Below are 17,649 nucleotides of genomic sequence, written 5' to 3'. Positions count from 1 at the left end.
TTTTCATGGTCCTCGTTCCTATTCAACAGACGATCTGCTGCCGCCAAAGGCCGGTCAGGTCACCCAGGCTTTATCCCCGCAGCTGCGGGGTTTATCCAGAGGACACTGGAAATGACACAGGCAATTGCATCGCCCATCGTTCACGACCTGATCGGCGTTGGTTTCGGCCCTTCGAACCTGGCCCTGGCCATCGCCCTGCAAGAGCGCGGGCCGAGCCAGGGCGAGCTGGATGTGCTGTTTCTCGACAAGCAGGCGGACTACCGCTGGCACGGCAACACCCTGGTCACCCAGAGCGAACTGCAGATTTCTTTTCTCAAGGACCTGGTGACGCTGCGCAACCCGACCAGCCCGTATTCCTTCGTCAACTACCTCAAGCACCATGGTCGTCTGGTGGACTTCATCAACCTCGGCACCTTCTATCCGTGCCGCATGGAGTACAACGACTACCTGCGCTGGGTCGCTGGGCAATTCACCGGGCAGAGTCGCTACGGCGAGGAAGTGCTGACCATCGAGCCGGTGCTGCATAACCAGCAGGTCGAGGCGTTGCGAGTGATCTCGCGTGATACCCAGGGTTTGCAGCATGTGCGTACCACCCGTTCGGTGGTGGTCAGCGCCGGCGGTACACCGCGGATTCCCGAAGCGTTCAAGGCACTGAAGGATGACGGTCGGGTGTTCCACCATTCCCAGTATCTGGAGCGCATGGCCAGGCAACCGTGCGTGAACAACCAACCGATGAACATCGCGATCATCGGCGGCGGGCAGAGCGCGGCGGAGGCCTTCATCGACCTCAACGACAGCTTCCCGTCGGTGCAGGTGGACATGATCCTGCGCGGCTCGGCCTTGAAACCGGCCGATGACAGCCCCTTCGTCAACGAAGTGTTCTCGCCGGAGTTCACCGACCTGGTGTTCCAGCAGGCCAGCAGTGAACGCGAGCGTCTGGTCAACGAGTACCACAACACCAACTATTCGGTGGTGGACATCGACCTGATCGAACGCATCTACGGGATCTTCTACCGGCAGAAAGTCTCGGGCGTTGCGCGCCATGCGTTCCGCACCCTGACTACCGTCGAAAAAGCCACCGCGACCGAGCGCGGTATCGAGCTGGCGATGCGCAACAACGCCACCGGCGAAGTCACGGTTCACCGCTACGACGCCGTGGTGCTGGCCACCGGTTACGAGCGGCAGATGCACCGCAAACTGTTGGCGCCGCTGGAACAATACCTGGGCGATTTCGAAGTCGATCGCAATTACAGGCTGATCACCGACGAGCGTTGCAAGGCCGGCATCTACATGCAGGGTTTCTGCCAGGCCAGCCACGGCTTGAGCGACACCTTGCTGTCGATCCTGCCGATCCGCGCCGATGAAATTGCCGGCTCGTTGTATGACCATGGCAAATCCCGCGGGCATGGCCGGTCGGTCAGGGACTTGTTGTTGGCTACTGCCAGCTAAGATTTTGTGGCGAGGGGGCTTGTCGGAACGCCCCCTCGCCACAGGTTTGCGATCAACCTGAACCCTTCCTGAAGAACCCCGAGATTCCCCCTGCAACACCCCTGCGCAGCGTTTACTCTCTAGATATCGCGGCGTAAGCTTCACGCGTTTTCATCAATTAGCGGAGACCCACAGTGGGTACTTGTTCGAGTGACAGTTGTCGGCCGGTCTCGGTAACCGGCATTTTCCCGGCAAGATAACGCGCAGCCTTTTTCTGCCGTTGTCTCGCCGTAAAGCGAGCAGCGGCATCCCGATCGTGGCCGGTTTTGGCCCGACTCCCGACGTCCTCTCATCGACGCTGAACAGCGTGTGATGTTCGACCCCGTGTCGTCATCGCAGCGCCTCGACACGCCTGCTCGACGGTTTCCCGGCTGACCCTGGGGGGCACTGCCATGAACCTGACCTGGCTGAAAGAATTCTTCGCCGGATTCCTGCGAAACCGTCACATCGCCCGGCACTTCCGTCGACTGGCGCTGCTGGAAAGCTTCACCGACACCACGGTCAGCCGTGAAGTCCCGCCGACGCTCGCGCAAACCCTGGTCGCCGCCGCCAACAGCGGCACCGGTCAATTGCTGGATAACCTCGGCAGCCACACCGACGGCCTGAGTGAAGCCGAAGCCGATGCCCTGCGCGAGCAATATGGCCTCAATGAAGTCGAGCACGAGCAACCGCTGCCGTGGTGGACGCACCTGTGGCACTGCTACAAAAACCCGTTCAACCTGCTGCTGACCTTGCTGGCGGTGATCTCCTGGCTAACCGAAGACATGAAAGCCGCCATCGTGATTTTCTCGATGGTGGTGCTCTCGACCTTGCTGCGTTTCTGGCAGGAAACCAAATCCAACCAGGCCGCCGACGCGCTCAAGGCGATGGTCAGCAACACCGCCACGGTGATGCGTCGGGAGGTGGCGAACAACGGTGCGCAACGCCTCGAATTGCCGATCAAGCAACTGGTGCCGGGTGACCTGATCGTGCTCTCGGCCGGTGACATGATTCCTGCCGATTGCCGAGTGCTCAACGCCAAGGACCTGTTCGTCAGCCAGGCCGCGATGACCGGTGAATCGATGCCGGTGGAAAAATTCCCACGTCAGCAGGACAACCACACCCACAACCCGCTGGACCTCGACAACATCCTGTTCATGGGCACCAACGTGGTGTCCGGCACGGCCATGGCGCTGATTCTCACCACTGGCAACAACACCTATTTCGGCGCGCTGGCGCAGCGGGTCGGTGCCACCGATCGTGCGCCGACTTCGTTTCAGACCGGAGTCAACAAGGTCAGCTGGTTGCTGATCCGCTTCATGTTCGTCATGGCGCCGCTGGTGTTGTTCATCAACGGTTTCACCAAGGGTGACTGGACCGAAGCGTTGCTGTTCGCGCTGTCGATCGCCGTGGGCCTGACCCCGGAAATGTTGCCGATGATTGTCACCTCGACCCTGGCAAAAGGCGCGGTGTTCCTGTCGCGCAAAAAAGTCATCGTCAAACGCCTCGATGCGATCCAGAACTTCGGCGCCATGGACGTGCTCTGCACCGACAAGACCGGCACGCTGACCCAGGACAAAATCTTCCTCGCGCGCAACGTCGATGTCTGGGGCAACGATTCCGATGACGTGTTGGAAATGGCCTACCTCAACAGCTACTACCAGACCGGCCTGAAAAACCTGCTGGACGTGGCCGTGCTGGAGCACGTGGAGATCCACCGTGAACTGAAAGTCGGCACGGCGTTTCGCAAGGTCGACGAGATTCCGTTCGACTTCACCCGTCGGCGCATGTCGGTGGTGGTGGCCGAGCGTGATCAGCCGCATCTGCTGATCTGCAAAGGCGCGGTGGAAGAAGTGCTGGCGGTGTGCACCCGGGTGCGCCACGGCGATGCCGACGAGGCGCTGAGCGATGAATTGCTGGCACGGATTCGCCAGGTCACCGCCACCTTCAATGCCGAAGGCCTGCGGGTGGTGGCGGTGGCGGCGCGGCCGATGATCGAGGGCCGCGACACTTACAGCTTGGCCGATGAACAGGCGCTGACGCTGATCGGTTATGTGGCTTTCCTCGATCCACCGAAGGAAAGCACCGCGCCGGCACTCAAGGCCCTGGCCGCACACGGTGTGGCGGTGAAAGTGCTGACCGGCGACAACGAACTGGTGACCGCGAAAATCTGCCGTGAAGTCGGGCTGGAACAGCAAGGCCTGCTGATGGGCAACGACATCGAACGCATGAGCGACGCCGAGCTGGCGGTGGCGGTGGAGACCACCAACGTCTTCGCCAAACTCACGCCGTCGCACAAGGAACGCATCGTCCGCCTGCTCAAGGGCAACGGTCACGTGGTCGGCTTCATGGGCGACGGCATCAACGATGCGCCGGCCCTGCGCACTGCCGACATCGGCATTTCGGTGGACAGCGCGGTGGACATCGCCAAGGAAGCGGCGGACATCATCCTTCTGGAAAAGAGCCTGATGGTGCTGGAGGAGGGCGTGCTGGAAGGGCGGCGGACCTTCGCCAACATGCTCAAGTACATCAAAATGACCGCCAGCTCGAACTTCGGCAACGTGTTCTCGGTGCTGGTGGCCAGTGCGTTCATTCCGTTCCTGCCCATGCTGCCGATGCACCTGCTGGTGCAGAACCTGCTCTACGACATTTCGCAGATCGCCATCCCGTTCGATAACGTCGATGAAGACATGCTGAAACAGCCCCAACGCTGGCAGCCAGCGGACGTCGGACGCTTCATGCTGTTTTTCGGCCCGATCAGTTCGATCTTCGACATCAGCACCTTTGCCTTGATGTGGTACGTGTTCGATGCCAACACCCCGGACCACCAGACCCTGTTCCAGTCCGGCTGGTTCGTGGTCGGGCTGCTGACCCAGACGCTGATCGTGCACATGATCCGCACGCCGAAGGTGCCGTTCCTGCAAAGCCGCGCCGCCATGCCGCTGCTGGTGATGACGGGCATCATCATGGCCGTGGGGATTTTCCTGCCGATGGGGCCGCTGGCGCATTACTTCAAACTGCAGGCGCTGCCGTCGCTGTATTTCGTGTTCCTGCCGGTGATTCTGCTGGCGTACATGGCACTGACCCAGGCGGTGAAAGGCTTCTATATTCGGCGGTTTGGCTGGCAGTAAGGCTGCCAAAAGTAGGAGCTGTCGCAAGCTGCGTCAGCTCCTACGAAGGCCGCGATCTTTTGATCTTTAAGTCGGACAGAACCCTCGATTTTTAGGAAAGGTCCTACAGAACGCTTCTCGGGTCTTCCGTAGCCTTGCCGCCTCACTCATCAGCCATCGACCTGAGGCCCGTGATGATCAACAAAGCCTTGCGCATCCTGATCGCCGACCAACAGCATTTTTACCGGATGAAAACCGAGCGGTTGTTCAACCAGCTCGGTTATTACCGAGTGGCGCCGGTGCAAAGTCTTGCCGACATGCTGAATCTGGTCGAGTACGGATGCGAGCCGTTCGACCTGGTGATCATCAATGCCTCTCTGGCGGCAGGGGCATTGGATCTGTCCGGGTTCTTGCGCGATAACCGCCAGGTTCACCACGCCTTGATCTACGAAGACCACGCGGCGCTGCCGGATTTAGCCGCCATTCGACGGCTGATGGAGCTCATCGATCCGCCTGCGTGTGAAGCTGCATCGCCACTGGATCAGGAGCGGAGTCGACAACGGATGGGTTGAGTTCAGGGTTACCGTTCGTCGGTACTATCATTTCTGATAGGTACATTTCTCCTGCTTTCCGTGCAAAAGTCATTGCGCAGCCGCTGCGTCTATCCCGGTGGTTACCGGCGGGCAATCGTTGAGTTTTTGCAAAGGAATTGCCATGAAGAAAGCGCTGATTGTGGACGATCATCCGGTGGTACGTGCCGCAGTCACACTTGTACTCGAGCGGGAAGGCTTCAAACTCATTTTTGAGGCGTCCAGTGTTGGCGAGGCCTTATCGATACTTCGTGAGCATGCAGTCGATCTGGTGATACTGGATCTGGTTATGCCCGGTGGCGATGGGCTGGAGCTGCTGGACCGGATCAGGGCCAATGGTTGGCTATGTCTGGTACTGGTTTTCACTTCCCTGGATCCGCTTTTTTTTCAAGAGCGTTGCATGCGCGCCCGGGCCATGGCTTATGTCGCCAAGACCCGCTCCTTGCAACAATTGCAAAAAGCCGTGCACGCCGTCATGGCCGGTTACACCTTTTTCGCGCGGTTGCCTGCGGGATCGCAGGACCCCCGGCAACGCAGCGAAAAAGAGATGATCGATAAACTTTCCAACCGCGAACTGACAATCCTGCGGTATTTGGCCCAGGGTATGAGTAACAAGGCCATCGCCGAGCTTACGCACCTGAGTCACAAAACCGTCAGCACCTACAAGACCCGCTTGATCGAAAAACTGGGCGTGAACGCTGCGGTACACCTGCGCGATTTCGCCAAGCGCAATCATCTGATCTGAATGAACCCGACCGTGCGCATCTTCCTGTGGGTGTTGATCCTATGTCTTGCATCGCAGGCCCTGGTCGCGGTAGCCGACGAGCCTAAGTCATTGCGCCTGCTGGGGCGCTCCACGGTGGATGGCTATGCCGTCCAGCTGGGCATGGATGACCGCAATTGGCTGGTCAGCAAACGGGTGTTGCGCGTCGGAGTAACGGGGCCGGACTACCCGCCCTTCGAATTGACGCGCAATCACGATGAGCTGGAGGGCATTACCGCCGATTACGTCGAGCTGCTTGCGCAACTGCTGCACGTCAACGTCGAGGTGCTGCGCTACGGCACACGCGAGTCGGCGATGGAGGCACTCAAACGCAAAGACCTGGATCTGCTGGGAACCTCCAACAGCTTCGAGGCCGCCGATCCCGAACTGAATCGAACCAGCGCCTATGCCGAAGATCAGCCGATGCTGGTCACCAGACTGGACGAGCGCATGCCCGAGGATCTGGCGGGTAAACGCATTGCCATGGTCGCCGACTATCTGCCGGAGCAGACCGTCAAAGCCTTCTATCCCAAGGCTGATCTGCAACGTTACCCATCGGCGCTCGATGCACTCGGAGCCGTGGCATACAGGCAGGCTGATGTGTATCTCGGGGACCTTATCAGTGCCAATTACCTGATCAACAACAACTACCACAATAACGTTCAGTTGATGGGGCCATCCGGCCTTGACGCCAACCCGTTCGGTTTCGCATTGGTGCGGGACAATACGCGCCTGAAAAACATCGTCGACCAGGCACCGGCGGCGATCCCGATGGAGCAACGCTCTGCCATCGAGCAACGATGGAGTGCCGGCCGCGCCAATCGACTGGGTCTGCAGCGGGTGAGTCTGAGCGCCAGTGAACAGCACTGGCGGGATCAGCATCCGACGGTGAGGGTCGGAGTGGTCGGGGACTTTGCGCCTTTGACTTTCTATGACGCCGAAAGGCGATTCAGCGGGTTGACCGCGCAATTGTTGACGCTGATCAGCCAGCGTAGCGGTTTGAACTTTGACGTGCAGCGGGGCCAATCCCTGGACGAGCAGATCCAGCGACTCAAGGCTGGCGAGATCGACATATTGCCGGCGCTCATCCCCACGACTGAAGGTGTGGCCGGGCTGCGTTTTACCAGCCCTTACGTCACCAATCCATACACGCTGGTCAGTGCAGTCACCCCCGGCAGCCCGAGAACGCTGGACGATCTGGCCGGCAAACGCCTGGCGATTTATCACAGTCATCCCATGCGCGCATTCATTCTTGCCAGGGCACCGCAGGTGCGGATGCTGGATGTGCAAAGCCCGGCCCAAGGCCTGGAAATGGTCATGAAGGGGGAAGCCGATGCCGCGCTCAGTTCGTTGTTCATGACCCGCTACCTGATTGCCCGGTATTACAGCGGGCGTCTGCGCATCAGCAGTACCGTGGGCGATGAACCGGCACGCATCGCTCTGGCGACCGGAAGTGATGCGCTGGAGCTGCACTCGATTCTGAACAAGGCATTGCTGAGCATCTCGCCCCAGGAGATGGACGATCTGGTGGCCCGCTGGAGCAATGACGTGGTGGTGGATGACAGCTATTGGTTGCGTCATCGCCAAGGCATTGTTCAAGCGTTTGCCGTGGCGGGAGCCTTGCTGTTGCTCGCCTTGGGCTGGATCGCCTGGCAGCGTCGGCAGATCCGCCAGCGCCAGCAATGGTTGCGGCAATTGCAGGACGCCAAGGCTGAGGCGGAGGATGCCAATGGCGCCAAAACCACTTTTCTGGCGACCATGAGTCACGAGCTACGCACACCGTTGTACGCCCTGATCGGCATGCTCGAACTGGCCTTGAAGCGTGCGGACGAGGGCGTCACCGACCGTAGCGCCATTGAGGTGGCGTCCAGTGCCGCACAACAATTGCTGGCGCTGATCGGCGACATTCTGGATATCGCGCGTATCGAGTCAGGGCATTTATCCCTGACCCCTGAGCGCGCCAATCTGCGGGGGCTGGTGGAGTCGGTGTGTCGGGTTTTCGAAGGCTTGGCACGGCAGAAAGCGCTGGCGTGGCGAATCGATCTGGACGAACACAGTGACTGTGATGTGTTGATCGATCCCACACGCTTCAAACAGGTGCTGTCCAATCTGCTGAGCAACGCCATCAAGTTCACCCATGAGGGTGAAGTGAGCCTGACGCTGCGAGTGGCGGCCGTCATGTCAGGACATCTGGCGGTCAGCGTGCAGATTGAAGACACCGGCATAGGCATCAGCACCGTCGACCGACAACGGTTGTTCAGCCCGTTCATCCAGGCCGATAACGGCCGACAGTCAGCCCGAAGCGGCTCTGGCCTGGGGTTGGTGATCAGCCGCACGCTGTGCGAAATGATGGGCGGGCGGTTGCAACTCGACAGCGTCCTTGGACAAGGCACGCAGGTCGACATCAATCTTGAGCTGATCGCATTGCCGTCGTTGCCTTCCATTGAGGCCGTGGAGAGCGGATTGCAGGCGCCAACGCGGCCACTGACGATTCTGGTGGTTGACGATCACCCGCCTAATCGACTGTTGCTTTCACGGCAACTGAGCCACCTTGGGCATCATGTTCTGGAGGCCGAAGAGGGCGCACGGGCGCTTAAGCTGTGGCGCAAACATGAGTTCGATCTGGTGGTTACCGATTGCAATATGCCCAGGCTCAGCGGTTATGAACTGGCGGGTGCAATCCGCGATGAAGAGTGTGCCAAGGGATTGCCACCTACATTGATTCTGGGCTGTACCGCCAATGCGCAGCCCGAGGAGAAGGCCCGATGCCTGGAGGCGGGCATGGACGACTGCCTGTTCAAACCGATCCTGCTGGCGGATCTGAACACTTGGTTGGCCTCCAGGTTTTTGAACCAGACGCCAGAACCTGTCGCAGAGCCCTTGACGCCGGAGATTGACCTCAGTGGCCTGGAGCAATACGTCGGTGCGGACCGCACGTTGATTGATCGTCTGGTGCGCGAACTGACGGTGACCAACCGGGTGGATCGGGATGATCTGCTCCAGGCGCACGCCAATGGCAATCACTGTGTGCTGCGCGACCTGGCGCACCGCATCAAGGGCGGTGCGCGCATGGTTCGGGCGCAGCGGCTGATCGAGCATTGCGAGCAACTGGAGCGTGTCATCGATGAGGGGAACACGATGCTACTCGACGAAGCCGTCGATCAATTGCAGCACGCGATGTCATCGCTGGATCAACACTTGAGCCAAGATTTAAGTCAGGGCTGAAACTCAATCCCACTGTGGTGCAATGCCGTTGGGGCTGGTCAGTCGCTGGCCGCGATCCAGGCCCGCGATCAGCGCCATGTCGGCGTCGCTCAGGGTCAGGGCGCAGGCGCGCAGGTTGCTTTGCAGGTTGGTGCGTTTGGTGGAAGAGGGGATCACCGCGTACCCCAGTTGCATGGCCCAGGCCAGGGTGACTTGGGCCGGTGTCGCCTGCAGGCGATCGGCGATCTGCTGGATGAGCGGATCTTTCAGCACTTCGCCGTAGGCCAGGGTCATGTAAGAGGTGATCTGGATGCCCTGGCTTTGCGCGAACTCGACGACCTTGCGGTTTTGCAGGTACGGGTGCAGTTCGATCTGGTTGGTGGCGATGTTCTCGGCGCCGACCGCAGCGATGGCTTGCTTCATCAGGTCGACCGTGAAGTTGGACACGCCGATCCGACGGGTCAGGCCCAGTCGTTTGGCCTCGAGCAGCGCCCCCATGAACTCTTCGACCGGCACCTGATCTTCCGGTGACGGCCAGTGGATCAGGGTCAGGTCCAGATAGTCGGTTTGCAGCTTATCCAGGCTCTCTTTGAGGCTGTCGATCAACCGGTCTTTGGCAAAGTTGGCGACCCAGATTTTGCTGGTGATGAACAACTCTTCACGGGCAATGCCGCTGGCGGCGATGGCCTGGCCGACCTCGGCTTCGTTTTCGTAGATTTGCGCGGTGTCGATGACCCGGTAACCCAGCTCAAGACCGGTGCTTACCGAATCGATGACCACTTGGCCTTGCAGGCGAAACGTACCAAGGCCGAATGCGGGAATAGACATCAAAGACTCCAGGGGTTGCAGTGGGAATGGGCGGGAGTATCCCCGGCTGCACCCTTGAGAAAAACCGCTGGTTTGGCAAAGCACTGTTTACCGCAAGTCATGAATGGGTTGTTGGAAGATCAAAAAATCTTCCTCCATCGTTCTCCAGATAGAACGATGAGGCTGATTTTTGCAGTCTAGTGCGCCAAAGGTCATGGTTTTAAGCTTTATCCATCGCGTCACACAACAGATTCAGAGGCCAAGATGAAAAACATCATCGGTATCTACACCAGTCCACGACCTCATTGGGTCGGCGACGGTTTTCCGGTTCGCACGCTGTTTTCCTACGACAACCTGGGCAAACACATCAGCCCGTTCCTGCTGCTGGATCACGCAGGTCCCGCCGAATTCACTCCGACCACCGAGCGTCGTGGCGTGGGTCAGCATCCGCACCGCGGGTTCGAAACCGTGACGATCGTCTACAAGGGCGAGCTGGAACACCGTGACTCCACCGGCAGCGGCGGCAAGATCGGCCCCGGCGATGTGCAATGGATGACCGCAGCCTCGGGGATCATTCATGAGGAGTTTCACTCCGAAGGTTTCGCCAAAACCGGCGGCACCCTGGAAATGGTGCAGCTGTGGGTCAACTTGCCGGCCAGGGACAAGATGGCCGAGCCCGGTTACCAGACGATTCTCGACGGCGACATTGCGCGTATCCCGCTGAAAGACAATGCCGGCAGCCTGCGCTTGATCGCCGGTGAGTTCGACGGCCACAAAGGCCCGGCGCGCACCTTCACGCCGATCGACGTGTGGGATGTGCGCTTGAACGCCGGCAAGTTGCTGACCCTGGATCTGCATGAAGGACGCAACACCGCACTGGTGGTGCTGCGCGGTACGGTTCAGGTCAATGGTCAGGAACTGGTGCGTGACGGGCAGTTGGCGTTGTTCGAACGCAACGGTGATCAGCTCAGCCTCGAAGCCGACAACGATGCAGTCGTGCTGCTGCTCAGCGGCGAGCCGATCGACGAGCCCATCGTCGGCCACGGCCCGTTTGTAATGAACACCGAGCAGGAAATTCATCAGGCCTTCAGCGACTTCCAGTCGGGCCGGTTCGGCCGGATGAGCGGTTGAATACGACGCAGTAGTGGGTTGCTCTGCAACCTGGTATCTCCCACATTGGTTTTGTGGTGTTTTGCAGATCGCAGGCTTCGCCAGCTCCTACAATCTGTGAGATCTTCACGCCATTGGCCATTGTTGGAGTCGCTTGATGCTGTCACTGCTCACCAATCACCCGTTGCTTAGCGCGCTGATCCTGATCCTGATAGATCTGGTGTTGTGGCGTTTGATCACGGCCAGTAGCAGCAACTGGAAACTGGCCGCGCGGGTGGTGATTTTCGCGTTGTTCAGCGTGCTGCTGTTCAACGAAGGCTTGAACCCCATGGCGCCGGCGCCCTGGGCCGACAATGTGCCGTTGCACCTGGCGGCAACCGGTTTGCAGATTGGCTGGTGGCTATACGCAGCGCGCACCCTGACAGTATTGCTCGGCGCGGTGATGATGCAACGGGTCGGGCACACCGGGCGCTTGTTGCAGGACCTGCTCGGCGCGGTGATTTTCCTGATCGCGGTCATTGCTGCCCTGGCGTACGTGCTCGAATTGCCGGTCAAGGGCGTGCTGGCGACATCCGGCGCGTTGGCGATCGTCGTCGGCCTGGCCTTGCAAAGTACCCTCAGCGACGTGTTTTCCGGGATCGTCCTGAACACCACCAAACCCTATCAACTGGGTGACTGGATCTCCATCGATGGCACCGAAGGTCGGGTCACCGACATCGATTGGCGCGCTACACGCCTGCAAACCTCCCAAGGCAGCATGGCGGTGATCCCCAACTCCCTGGCGGCCAAGGCCAAGATCATCAATTTCAGCCGGCCCAGTGATATTTTCGGCGTCTCGATCAGTTTGCAAGTGAGCCCCCACGCGCGTCCGCAAACGGTGATCGATGCCCTGGAGCGGGCCATGCAGGGGTGCCGCTTTCTGTTGGACAAACCGGCACCGTGCGTGGCGTTGAAAAGCTCCGGCAGCACCGGCGTGGAGTATGAAATCAGCGGCTTCGTGGTCTCCATGGATCAGAAACGCATGGTGCGCAATCTGCTGTTCGACCTGGCGTTCCGGCACTTGCAGGCATCCGGCGTCATCCTGTTGTCGAACGTCGAGCCCAACGCTCCTGCGGCCTTGTCACGGCAACGGGCGTTGTTGGACAGCTCGAACATCTTCTCGACCCTGCGTCAGGAAGAGAAAGAAACCTTCAGCCAGAACATGAAGCTGCAAACCTTCCGCGCCGGAGAAATGATCCTGCCAGCGGGGGAGGTCAGCGATCATCTGTTCATCATTGAATCCGGCGTCGTGTCGGTGGAGCTGAGCCGCGGCGGGGTCAAGATCGAAAGCGGGCGCATGGGGCCGGGAGAGGTGATCGGCGAGGGCGGGATTTTGTCCGATATGGCGATGCCGGCGGACTTTAAAGCCAAGACGACCTGCAGCTTGTACCGGATTGAAAGGGAATACCTCCAACCGTGCCTGGATGCGCGGCATGACATCGGTGAAGCGATGAAGACGTTGCTGGATTTCCGCTTGAACAAGGCTCAGGCGCTGAGTCAGGAAACACCCAAGGTGGTGGAGAAAAAAGGGTTTTTGCAGTGGTTGCGCAATCGTAGTCACCAATAGGTTGGTTGCCTGTTCCGGCGCCTTCGCGAGCAGGCGTCGGCGTCGGCACTGTCACTGAAATTCTTCTGGTCTATTGGCATCCTCAACTTCCCAATAATTGGCTATTTGTTCAACCTCAGGTCCGCATTAACGTAGCGCCAACACCCATTGTGATTGGAGCTCGCCATGCAAACCCGTATCGATTTCTACACTGCCTCCCCAGACGCCTTCAAAGCCATGATGGCCCTGGAAACCGCTGTCTCGAAACTGCCCCTGGAAAAGTCGCTGATCGAACTGGTCAAGCTGCGCGCCTCGCAGATCAACGGCTGCGCCTTCTGCATCGACATGCACACTGCCGATGCCATGAAGGACGGGGAAACGCCACGCCGGCTGTTCGCCGTGACCGCCTGGCGCGAGGCACCGTTTTTCACCAATCGCGAGCGCGCCGCACTGGCCTGGACCGAGTCCATGACCCAAGTGAGCCTGACCCACGCGCCGGACGAAGACTATGCGCTGCTCAGCGCCGAGTTCAGCCCCAAGGAAATGGTCGACCTGACGGTGGCGATTTCCACCATCAACAGCTGGAACCGCCTGGCTGTGGGTTTCCGCAAGATGCCTCAGGAGTAACAATCAGACTCAATGAGCATCGGCACTCGGCGCGGCTGGTGGTTGTACCTTGCGCATCAGGGGCACCATCGCCGTGGCGAGAATGAAGCAGACCATGATCATCAGGAACGCGTCGCCGTAGGTTTGCGTCTGCGCTTCGCGATACGTCAGCAGCCACAGCTGACGCAGGCTGGCGGTGACGCCGATGTCACCACTCTGGCCGAGGGCGGCGAAGTTATGGCCGACCTGGGACAGCCACTGATTGAGTGCTTCGTTGGTGCTGTTGAGGTTCTCCGCCAACCGGGTGAAGTGCAGGTTGGTGCGGTCATTGAGGATGGTCGCGCACGCGGCGATCCCCATCGCGCCGCCAAGGTTACGCATCAGGTTAAATAACCCCGAAGCATGTTTGAGCCGCGACGGTGCCAACCCGCCAAGGGTCAGGGTCACCGCCGGCGGCACCGCCAGTTGTTGCGCGATCCCGCGCAAGGCTTGCGGCAGTATCAATTCCCTGGCGCCCCAGTCGTGGGTGATCGGGCTGAAGTCCCACATCGACAGGGCGAACAGCCCAAGGCCGGTCATCATGATCCAGCGCAGGTCGATGCGATTGGCCAGAAAGGCGTACAGCGGAATCGCCATAATCTGGAACACCCCGGTGGAAAACACTGCCAGGCCAATGTCCAGCGCGCTGTAGCCGCGTACCCGGCCGAGAAACAGCGGCGTCAGGTAAATCGTCGCGAACAAGCCGATCCCGGTGACGAACGAAAAGAAACAACCGAGGGCGAAGTTGCGGTCTTTCAAGGCGCGCAGATCGACGATCGGGTTGGCCACGTACAAGGTTCGACCGATGAAGGCCAATCCGGCCAGGCCGCTGATCCACGCAGTGGTCAGAATCGTGCTGTCGCTGAACCAGTTCCAGCGCGGGCCTTCTTCGAGGGTGTATTCCAGGCAACCGAGAAACACCGCCATGAACAGCATGCTCAGGTAGTCGGCGCCTTTGAGCAGCGACAATTCCGGCTGGTCGATTTTCACCAGCATCGGCACTGCCACCGCGACGAAAATCCCCGGCACCAGGTTGATGTAGAACAGCCAGTGCCAGGACGAAATGTCAGTGATCCAGCCACCGATGACCGGCCCCAGCGTCGGCGCCAGCGAGGCCACTGCGCCGATGGTTGCGGCGGCGATCACCCGTTGCTTGCCGGTGAAGAAAAAGAAGGCGGTGGTGAACACCAGCGGAATCATCGAGCCACCGAGAAACCCTTGCAGGGCGCGGAAGGCGATCATGCTCTGGATGTTCCAGGCCACACCGCAGAGCAGGCTGGCCAGGGTGAAGCCAATCGCCGAGGCGCAGAACAGCCAACGGGTCGAGAACACCCGGGACAACCAGCCCGACAGCGGAATCACGATGATTTCGGCGATCAGGTAACTGGTCTGCACCCAGGCGGTTTCGTCGGTGCCCGCCGAGAGCCCGCCGCCGATGTCACGCAGCGACGCCGAGACGATCTGGATATCCAGCAGCGCAATGAACATGCCGATGCACATCGTGGCGAAGGCGAACACCTTGGTCGCCGTCGCCATGTTGGCGGCGTTGAACGGTTGCGCAGGGGCGACGAGGGCGCGGCTCATGGCGCGCTGGCCACGGTTGGGGTTTGCGCTTCAGGCTCGGCGCGGGTGTCCACTTCGGCCGTCACCGACAGGCCTGGACGCAGATGACCGAGTACGCCATCCGCCGGGTCGAGCAGGATCCGCACCGGCACCCGCTGGACGATTTTGGTGAAGTTACCGGTGGCGTTTTCCGGTGGCAGCACGCTGAACTGCGACCCGCTGGCCGGCGCCAGGCTGTCCAGATGCCCGTGGAACTCTCGCCCCTTGAGCACGTCGGCATGTACGATCACACGTTGGCCCGGCGTCATCCGCGCTAGCTGATCCTCCTTGAAATTGGCATCGACCCACAATCCGCTGGCCGGCACCAACGACAACAGTTGCGAACCGGCCTGGGCGTAAGCGCCGACCCGCGCCCGACGATTGCCGATCACGCCGTCGACGGGGGCTTTCAACTCGGTGTAGCCGACGTTCAACTGCGCCAGATCACGCTCGGCCCGCGCCTGTACCAATGCGGCACGGGCTTGTTGTTTCTGGGTTTCGATCACGTTCAACTGGCGTTGCGCGGCCAGCAGTTCGGCCTGGGCCCGGGCACTTTGCGCCTGGGCCGTCTTGAAGGTGGCGTCGGCACGTTGCGCGCTTTCCACCGAGACGGCATTGCTGCCCACCAGGCGTTTGTAGCGGGCATTGTCGTCCCGCGAGCGCGCGGTTTCGGCGCCCGCGGCATCGATGCCGGCGCGGGCCTGGCCGATCACCGCGTGTTGCAGTTGTTCGGTGGCGTCGAGGTTGGCGAGCAATGCTTCTTCAGCGGCCACCGCGCCTTCAGCCTTGGCCAGGTTGGCGCGATAGTCACGGGCGTCGATCCGGATCAGCACATCGCCGGCCTTGACCCTCTGGTTGTCGGTCACCAGCACTTCTTCGATATAGCCGGCGACTTTCGGGCCGATCACCGTGACGTCGCCACCAATGTAGGCATCGTCGGTTTCTTCGATGAAGCGCCCGGCAGTCCACCAATGGTTCGCGTACAGCCCGATGAACACCAGGGCTGCGATGGCTGCCGTCAGCAGCACCAGCCGTTTCAGCAGGGGAGGCTTGGGTGGGGTCGCTGCGACGGCAAGGTCGGGTTCAAGGCTGGGCATGCTGGTCATGGAGAAATACCTGTGGGAAACGAGGCGTTATTATGGGTATAATATGACGTAGGTAATATTTTGTGGCAACGGGTTTTGGCTACCGGTCGTCTGGTGCTCCCAAGTGGAATCCATTGCTTCCGGTTAATAGGAAGCATTACTATTTGCACTTCATCCCTACAGCACGCCGCAATGACCCCCAAGCTGCCCCGCAGACCTGGCTTTTTCGAGCATTATGAAGAGTTGATCGGCACCTGGACCCGTCGTCTGAGAAATCGTCAGCAGGCCGAGGACCTGGCCCATGACACCTTCGTGCGGGTGCTCGAGTCCGATTCGGCGGCGGTGCAGCAACCTCGGGCGTATTTGCACCAGACCGCGCGCAACATCGCGGTGGACGGTTATCGGCGTGAGGATCGGCGGGGCGCCATGGAGTCGGAGGCGATCGATCACAGTGTGTCGTCGTCCGGCGACCCGGAGCATTTCATGCACGCGATCCAGTTGGCGGATTCCATCGAGCGGGCGCTCACCGAGTTGCCGCTCAACTGCCGCAAGGTGTTCGTCTGGCAGAAGATCGAAGGCCTGACCCAGGCCGAAATCGCCGAGCGCCTGGGGCTGTCCAGGAACATGGTGGAAAAGTATATGATCCGCACCCTGCGGCATCTGCGTGATCGTCTGGACGGGGCACAGCCATGATGGATACTCGTGATTGTGCGTGCGGGCAAACAACGGTTCGCGACGACGCGGCGCGGTGGTTTGTGCGTTTGCAGGAACCTGCCGCCAGCGCCGAAGAGCAGCGCCGCTTCGAGAGCTGGCTGGACGAACACCCTCAGCATCGCAACGAATATCAGATACTCCAGAACCTGTGGGTGGCGGCCGATCGATTGCCGGCCAAGCGTCTGCACGCCTTGTGTGAAACCCCGGCGGTGCGCAGTAAACGTCGTCCGCTGGTGCGTTACGCGGTGGCCGCCAGCGTGTTGGCGGTGGCGCTCGGCCTGGGGCTGTTCAGCGGCTTGAACCCTCCGGCGACCTACACGGCTGAATATTCCACGGCCCTTGGCGAGCGTCGTCATGTGGCGTTGCCGGACGGTTCGGTGATTGATCTGAACAGCCGCAGCCGGGTGCAGGTGCGCTATGAAAAGGACCGTCGCGGCATCGAGTTGACGCAAGGCGAGGCGATGTTCAGCGTCGAGCACGACAGCAGTCGACCGTTCGTGGTCGAGGCGGGCAGCGGCAGGGTCACGGTCACCGGCACCCGGTTCGATGTGCGCCGCGACAGCGCCGAAACCCGGGTCGCGGTGGAGCAGGGCACGGTCAGGGTTCAAGGGGGTGGCGATGATTTCGTCAGCCTCACCGCCGGCTTCGGCACTCGCATCAATGCCCAGGGCAAGGTGGCCACCGCCTATATGGTCAACCCTGCGGAACTGACCGCATGGCGCAGCGGCAAACTGGTGTTCAACAACGCCAGCCTCAGCGAAGTGGCCGAAGAAGTGTCGCGTTATCGGGAGAAACCGCTGACAGTCGGCAGCGCCAACGTGGGCAACCTGCGCCTGACCAGCGTGTTCAAATCCGACAACACCGATGCGCTGCTCAAGGCCTTGCCGAGCATTCTGCCGGTGGCCATCCGCACCCTCGATGACGGCAGCCAGGAAATAATCTCCCGATAGATTCAGGTTTTTTTCGA

13 protein-coding genes are annotated in these 17,649 nt (G+C 60.4%); 10 read left to right on the top strand and 3 right to left on the bottom strand.

What is annotated here, in order from left to right; genetic code table 11:
- Window positions 1-111: 111 nt before the first annotated feature.
- The 5 genes from AC07VO_RS10460 to AC07VO_RS10440 all read left to right on the top strand — a co-directional run bounded on the left by AC07VO_RS10460 (window position 112) and on the right by AC07VO_RS10440 (window position 9,155).
- Window positions 112-1,449 carry a lysine N(6)-hydroxylase/L-ornithine N(5)-oxygenase family protein gene (locus AC07VO_RS10460; RefSeq protein WP_086945098.1) on the top strand — a complete coding sequence of 446 codons (1,338 nt, stop codon included), beginning with the start codon at window positions 112-114 and terminating at the stop codon, window positions 1,447-1,449.
- A 431-nt stretch (window positions 1,450-1,880) separates the two neighbouring features.
- Entirely contained in the window at window positions 1,881-4,598 is a 2,718-nt protein-coding gene (gene mgtA / locus AC07VO_RS10455; protein WP_086945097.1) for a magnesium-translocating P-type ATPase, read from the top strand.
- 173 nt (window positions 4,599-4,771) lie between these two features.
- Entirely contained in the window at window positions 4,772-5,149 is a 378-nt protein-coding gene (locus AC07VO_RS10450) for a chemotaxis protein CheY (RefSeq protein WP_086945096.1), read from the top strand.
- A 142-nt stretch (window positions 5,150-5,291) separates the two neighbouring features.
- On the top strand, window positions 5,292-5,912 hold the full coding sequence (locus tag AC07VO_RS10445) for a response regulator transcription factor (RefSeq protein ID WP_064619022.1): 621 nt from the start codon (window positions 5,292-5,294) through the stop codon (window positions 5,910-5,912).
- Window positions 5,913-9,155 carry an ATP-binding protein gene (locus AC07VO_RS10440; RefSeq protein ID WP_495007514.1) on the top strand — a complete coding sequence of 1,081 codons (3,243 nt, stop codon included), beginning with the start codon at window positions 5,913-5,915 and terminating at the stop codon, window positions 9,153-9,155. It begins immediately after the preceding gene.
- A gap of 3 nt (window positions 9,156-9,158) precedes the next feature.
- Here AC07VO_RS10440 and dkgB read toward each other — a convergent pair whose 3' ends face one another.
- On the bottom strand, window positions 9,159-9,962 hold the full coding sequence (gene dkgB, locus AC07VO_RS10435; protein WP_086945094.1) for a 2,5-didehydrogluconate reductase DkgB: 804 nt from the start codon (window positions 9,960-9,962) through the stop codon (window positions 9,159-9,161).
- Between the two features lie 243 nt (window positions 9,963-10,205).
- Here dkgB and AC07VO_RS10430 point away from each other — a divergent pair, with 243 nt between their 5' ends.
- From AC07VO_RS10430 to AC07VO_RS10420, 3 genes are all read left to right on the top strand, one after another.
- Window positions 10,206-11,072 carry a pirin family protein gene (locus tag AC07VO_RS10430; RefSeq protein ID WP_086945093.1) on the top strand — a complete coding sequence of 289 codons (867 nt, stop codon included), beginning with the start codon at window positions 10,206-10,208 and terminating at the stop codon, window positions 11,070-11,072.
- A gap of 136 nt (window positions 11,073-11,208) precedes the next feature.
- Window positions 11,209-12,657: a mechanosensitive ion channel family protein gene (locus AC07VO_RS10425; RefSeq protein ID WP_064619013.1), complete on the top strand. Its 1,449-nt coding sequence runs from the start codon at window positions 11,209-11,211 to the stop codon at window positions 12,655-12,657.
- A gap of 165 nt (window positions 12,658-12,822) precedes the next feature.
- A complete protein-coding gene (locus tag AC07VO_RS10420) occupies window positions 12,823-13,263 on the top strand; it encodes a carboxymuconolactone decarboxylase family protein (protein WP_018925362.1) in 441 nt (146 codons plus the stop codon).
- Window positions 13,264-13,272: 9 nt separating this feature from the next.
- On the opposite strand, the gene AC07VO_RS10415 is transcribed toward AC07VO_RS10420, so the two are convergent.
- Both AC07VO_RS10415 and AC07VO_RS10410 read right to left on the bottom strand, forming a co-directional pair.
- The gene (locus tag AC07VO_RS10415) at window positions 13,273-14,865 is read right to left on the bottom strand and encodes a DHA2 family efflux MFS transporter permease subunit (protein ID WP_064619011.1); all 1,593 of its coding nucleotides are present in this window, start codon (window positions 14,863-14,865) and stop codon (window positions 13,273-13,275) included.
- Window positions 14,862-15,989, bottom strand: coding sequence for an HlyD family secretion protein (locus AC07VO_RS10410; RefSeq protein ID WP_086945092.1), 1,128 nt, complete (start codon window positions 15,987-15,989; stop codon window positions 14,862-14,864). Before AC07VO_RS10410 ends, AC07VO_RS10415 begins: the two co-directional genes overlap by 4 nt.
- Before the next feature lie 171 nt (window positions 15,990-16,160).
- On the opposite strand from AC07VO_RS10410, the gene AC07VO_RS10405 reads away from it, so the two are divergent.
- Together AC07VO_RS10405 and AC07VO_RS10400 are read left to right on the top strand one after the other, a co-directional pair.
- Window positions 16,161-16,661 carry a sigma-70 family RNA polymerase sigma factor gene (locus AC07VO_RS10405; RefSeq protein WP_064619006.1) on the top strand — a complete coding sequence of 167 codons (501 nt, stop codon included), beginning with the start codon at window positions 16,161-16,163 and terminating at the stop codon, window positions 16,659-16,661.
- The gene (locus AC07VO_RS10400; protein WP_086945091.1) at window positions 16,658-17,632 is read left to right on the top strand and encodes a FecR family protein; all 975 of its coding nucleotides are present in this window, start codon (window positions 16,658-16,660) and stop codon (window positions 17,630-17,632) included. Before AC07VO_RS10405 ends, AC07VO_RS10400 begins: the two co-directional genes overlap by 4 nt.
- Window positions 17,633-17,649: the final 17 nt, after the last annotated feature.

The organism is Pseudomonas sp. GW821-FHT03E01 (assembly GCF_059420765.1).
This window is presented reverse-complemented; position numbering and strand designations above follow the sequence as displayed.

What these genes read in the sequence shown, in the direction of transcription:
- AC07VO_RS10460 (WP_086945098.1), top strand. Translation starts at nt 112, where the DNA reads ATGACACAGGCAATTGCATCGCCCATCGTTCACGACCTGATCGGCGTT.
- mgtA (WP_086945097.1), top strand. Translation starts at nt 1,881, where the DNA reads ATGAACCTGACCTGGCTGAAAGAATTCTTCGCCGGATTCCTGCGAAAC.
- AC07VO_RS10450 (WP_086945096.1), top strand. Translation starts at nt 4,772, where the DNA reads ATGATCAACAAAGCCTTGCGCATCCTGATCGCCGACCAACAGCATTTT.
- AC07VO_RS10445 (WP_064619022.1), top strand. Translation starts at nt 5,292, where the DNA reads ATGAAGAAAGCGCTGATTGTGGACGATCATCCGGTGGTACGTGCCGCA.
- AC07VO_RS10440 (WP_495007514.1), top strand. Translation starts at nt 5,913, where the DNA reads ATGAACCCGACCGTGCGCATCTTCCTGTGGGTGTTGATCCTATGTCTT.
- dkgB (WP_086945094.1), bottom strand. Translation starts at nt 9,962, where the DNA reads ATGTCTATTCCCGCATTCGGCCTTGGTACGTTTCGCCTGCAAGGCCAA.
- AC07VO_RS10430 (WP_086945093.1), top strand. Translation starts at nt 10,206, where the DNA reads ATGAAAAACATCATCGGTATCTACACCAGTCCACGACCTCATTGGGTC.
- AC07VO_RS10425 (WP_064619013.1), top strand. Translation starts at nt 11,209, where the DNA reads ATGCTGTCACTGCTCACCAATCACCCGTTGCTTAGCGCGCTGATCCTG.
- AC07VO_RS10420 (WP_018925362.1), top strand. Translation starts at nt 12,823, where the DNA reads ATGCAAACCCGTATCGATTTCTACACTGCCTCCCCAGACGCCTTCAAA.
- AC07VO_RS10415 (WP_064619011.1), bottom strand. Translation starts at nt 14,865, where the DNA reads ATGAGCCGCGCCCTCGTCGCCCCTGCGCAACCGTTCAACGCCGCCAAC.
- AC07VO_RS10410 (WP_086945092.1), bottom strand. Translation starts at nt 15,989, where the DNA reads ATGACCAGCATGCCCAGCCTTGAACCCGACCTTGCCGTCGCAGCGACC.
- AC07VO_RS10405 (WP_064619006.1), top strand. Translation starts at nt 16,161, where the DNA reads ATGACCCCCAAGCTGCCCCGCAGACCTGGCTTTTTCGAGCATTATGAA.
- AC07VO_RS10400 (WP_086945091.1), top strand. Translation starts at nt 16,658, where the DNA reads ATGATGGATACTCGTGATTGTGCGTGCGGGCAAACAACGGTTCGCGAC.